Raw genomic sequence first — 3,617 nt, 5'->3', positions numbered from 1 at the left:
TATCTCCTTTTACATTCTCCCTTATTTTGTATATCTTCCAAAAGTGGATGCTCCCTAAGAATCTCCCCAACACTATTGTTGATGGATACTAATTCTGGTGATGATTTTATTTCAGTTAATAGCCAAGCTAACTCTTCTACAGAAAAGTAATAGCCATTATCGGCTGCTATTTTGACGAACTGCTGCGGATCTTTCGCTGTTAGCAATTCTTCTTTGAGAGATGGTGTTTTTTGGGCAAAATCAAAAAGATCCCAAATTTGTCTTCTTGTAACTAGAAACCAAGCAAGTTCTTCTGCGGTCAAATTGTAACCATTTTCTCTTGCTAACTTCAGAAACGGCTCAAGGCTATCGGTTTCTGCTAGTTGACTTTTTAATGGGAAAGTTTGCTCTACTAACGATAAAAAACCAATAATATTTTGCCATGTAACTTTATGAAATTTTTTGTTAAATTTTGTTTTTTCTTTCCAATAAATGTATTTATCTTCTTTAAGAAAAAAATTCCAAATTTGATAATACATGGGTCATCTCACCTAAGTTTTGAACTTGGTACAAGTTGGTTATCAATGAACACCAGTGTAGTAAGTATAATGGGTTTCTTCGACAGTAGTGAATCTATTATCTTATGTAAATGAAGATACACAGCAGTTAAGTACAAAGCTTGTGTAAAGTTTATCACTATAAATAAAAATACTGAGAAAAAGAGGAAGATAGCGATACCTGTAGACAGGCGTGCGATCGCTCCTTATTACTTCCCATAAAATAAAGTTAAGGCAGCATCAATAAGTAGGATTAATAGTGGTGATTACTTAATTGATGCAGATAAAATGCAAGCTCATAAAAAAGCGCTTGAAAAATACCCAAATACTGACCACTGTGTTTTTTAATAACTGATGATGGATTAAATTTGCCTGTGGATGCCATGTTAGATAATGGTTTCACAGGTTTTCTGGCTATTAACAAACAATATTTAGATAGTCTAGACTGGTTTTATATTGGTAAGGAAACTTTGCGAACTGCACAGGGTGAAAGCTTGTTTAAAATATATTTAGGCAAGTTGATATTAAACAAACAAGAGTATAAAATCCCTGTTTATGCAGGGGATGAAATTACAGAGTTTTTGTTAGGTTCAGAGTGGCTAAAAATTCTGCCGTTGGTGGTGAATTCTCAGGCGTCTAAACTCCAGTTAATTACTCTTAACCAAAAAATATAATTTTAGTTGTTAGTCAATTACTATTGGCCAATTACCAATAATTAATAATTATTACTTTTTGTTAGCAAGCAACTTTTGGTCTGCATCTTCCATTTCTAAAAGTTCTGGAATAGTAACAAAGCGATAGCCTTGCTTTCTAAAGTTGCTAATAATTTCTGGTAAAGCTTGCACAGTTCTAGAACGGTTACCACCACCATCATGCATTAGGACAATACCACCAGGTTTTGAATCTCTAATCACGTTATCGATCAACTTTGGTACAGTTGGCAACTTGTAGTCTATAGAGTCAGCAGACCACATCACCACAGCATATTTTTGGCCTTTAGCATAAGCTGCTAAACCATTGTGCAGGTTGCCACCAGGCGGTCGGAAAAGATTTGTTTTAGCACCTGTAACTTGATAAATTAGGTCTGTTGTACGCTCAATTTCAAAAGCAGCTGCTTGTGGATTAAAGGAGTGATACCAGTGATGCCAAGTATGATTGGCAATGACGTGGCCTTGAGTGACAATCTGCTTTCCTAACTCTGGATAATTTTTTAGGTTTTGCCCAACGACAAAAAACGTCCCTTTAATATTATTTGATTTTAGAATATCTAGCACTTGCCCTGTGGTCTCGGGCCAAGGACCATCATCAAAGGTGAGAGCAATTACTTTCTCGCCCTTAATGAGTTTTGCTGCTTTAACTATTGCCCCTTGAAAACGTGATGGTATGGCGTAAGATAGTCCTTTTGTTTGTGCTTCTTGCTGCCAACTTGTAAGCATGGCCGCCTTTAATTTCTCAATTTGCTGCTGAGTTCCTATATTTGCAGCTACATCTTTAATATTTATAATTGGTCTACTCTGAGCCTCCGAAGTATTTGGTCTGAGAAGCATCATGAAAGCAAGGCTAAAAACACCACATAAGGCAAGCAGTGCAATTAATATTCCTTCTGGCCACAGAAACGACTTATTGTTTTCCACCTCATAGCTCCTTCAAAGATCGAACCATCAACCACGTTATGACGGTACTTTATAACACATTTTTTTTAGATATCAGCTGCTTTCTGGTAATCCTGAAAAGTGGAATTGAAACCAACGTAAATTCACAATTGAGAAGATAGACTATACAGCCTTAAGTGAAATCTAGATGCTCTAGATTTGGATCAACACTTAATACAATACTTGTTACTGTTTAAAGTCAATCCAATTCATAAAAACCAAGGTCTAAACTTCTATATTCTTGCCGCTACGTCTAAGAAGGAGCACAATCAAATAATTAACTACACCTCAAATCGTCTTAATAGGAGTTATGAAATAGTTTCTGTCTTTAATTCCACCGTTAAGGCAGCATTCTGCTTTCAAGGGTTATACTTTTGCAAATAAGATAAGTTAAACTGTCGCGCCTACAATTAGCATTTTTTGCAGGCTGAACTTTTTATAGCAAAACTTTCTATAAGAACGCTGTATAATTTACAGATAAGTAAATTATTTATTTAACATACAAAACTACTTATAAGGGGCAGGGTATCTTTCAAAAAACAGTCTAATAAACTATTAGTTCCATTCTTGATAAGATATATCTTACTGCCTGTTGCCATTGCTTCCTTTTTAAGAAAAAGTTAAATTTTCAAATCACAGAATGTTGACTTGTCGTTTATAACAAATAGACAGACGAAAATTGTTTCAATATAGTTTCTCATTGTTAACAGGCAATTATTAGTTAATCTAGATACTTTTGAGCAATTCAGCAAAAATTCTTTTATCAGCAGCTTCGTTCTACTTTTAATACCGATACTTTAGCCTCAATTGCTAGTAGCTTTTTATCCGTTAATGTTTTTCTCGCTCACTCAAGAGATTCATATATTATTAATAGTACAATTTAATATTCATTATCACCGTATAATTACGGTAATTAGCAGCATTTATATATTAGATTCAAATATAATTTTTGAAATAGACGTAGGGAGCCAGTGTATTGCGGTGAGAGAGTCCGCAGAAGATGGGGTTTCCCAGATGAGCGATTACCTCATCTGAAAGGAGGTTCCCAACGCTTATTCGCCCTACAGACCTTCTCCTAAAGGAGACGCTACGCGTAGCTTGCTTCCCTATAGGGGTACGGGCATCCTACGGCTGACTTGCTAACGCTGCACTATCCGTTGTAGCAACTGGTGAACCAGCGCACCCAAGAAGGTTTGCTTCTGTAGGCGATTGGCAATAGCGAGTCGGACGCTCTTACGTGACTATACAAGCTTCAACCGATAGCCCAGCGTAAAAGCCTTCTCTTCTCCCACAAGGAGAGGCTACGAAAATAAGAGGCTTGATAAGCTAGATTTATGTACTTATTTAAAAGTACGTTTAAAATAAGATTAATTTGGGAGCATCCACTTTTGGAAGATATACAAAATAAGGGAGAATGTAAAAGGAGATA

At 36.0% G+C, this 3,617-nt stretch carries 3 protein-coding genes; 1 reads left to right on the top strand and 2 read right to left on the bottom strand.

Translation table 11 applies throughout. The features are described from left to right. A partial coding sequence (locus tag VB740_RS17540; RefSeq protein ID WP_323201243.1) for a Nif11-like leader peptide family natural product precursor occupies window positions 1–518 on the bottom strand: 518 nt, incomplete at its 3' end. A gap of 353 nt (window positions 519–871) precedes the next feature. Between VB740_RS17540 and VB740_RS17535 the strand changes: the two genes are divergently transcribed. Next, a complete protein-coding gene (locus VB740_RS17535) occupies window positions 872–1,210 on the top strand; it encodes an aspartyl protease (RefSeq protein WP_416290060.1) in 339 nt (112 codons plus the stop codon). Window positions 1,211–1,261: 51 nt separating this feature from the next. On the opposite strand, the gene VB740_RS17530 is transcribed toward VB740_RS17535, so the two are convergent. Continuing rightward, the gene (locus VB740_RS17530; protein ID WP_323201242.1) at window positions 1,262–2,170 is read right to left on the bottom strand and encodes a polysaccharide deacetylase family protein; all 909 of its coding nucleotides are present in this window, start codon (window positions 2,168–2,170) and stop codon (window positions 1,262–1,264) included. Window positions 2,171–3,617 lie beyond the last annotated feature (1,447 nt).

This window comes from Nostoc sp. UHCC 0251, assembly GCF_034932245.1.
Lineage (GTDB): Bacteria > Cyanobacteriota > Cyanobacteriia > Cyanobacteriales > Nostocaceae > Nostoc.
This window is presented reverse-complemented; position numbering and strand designations above follow the sequence as displayed.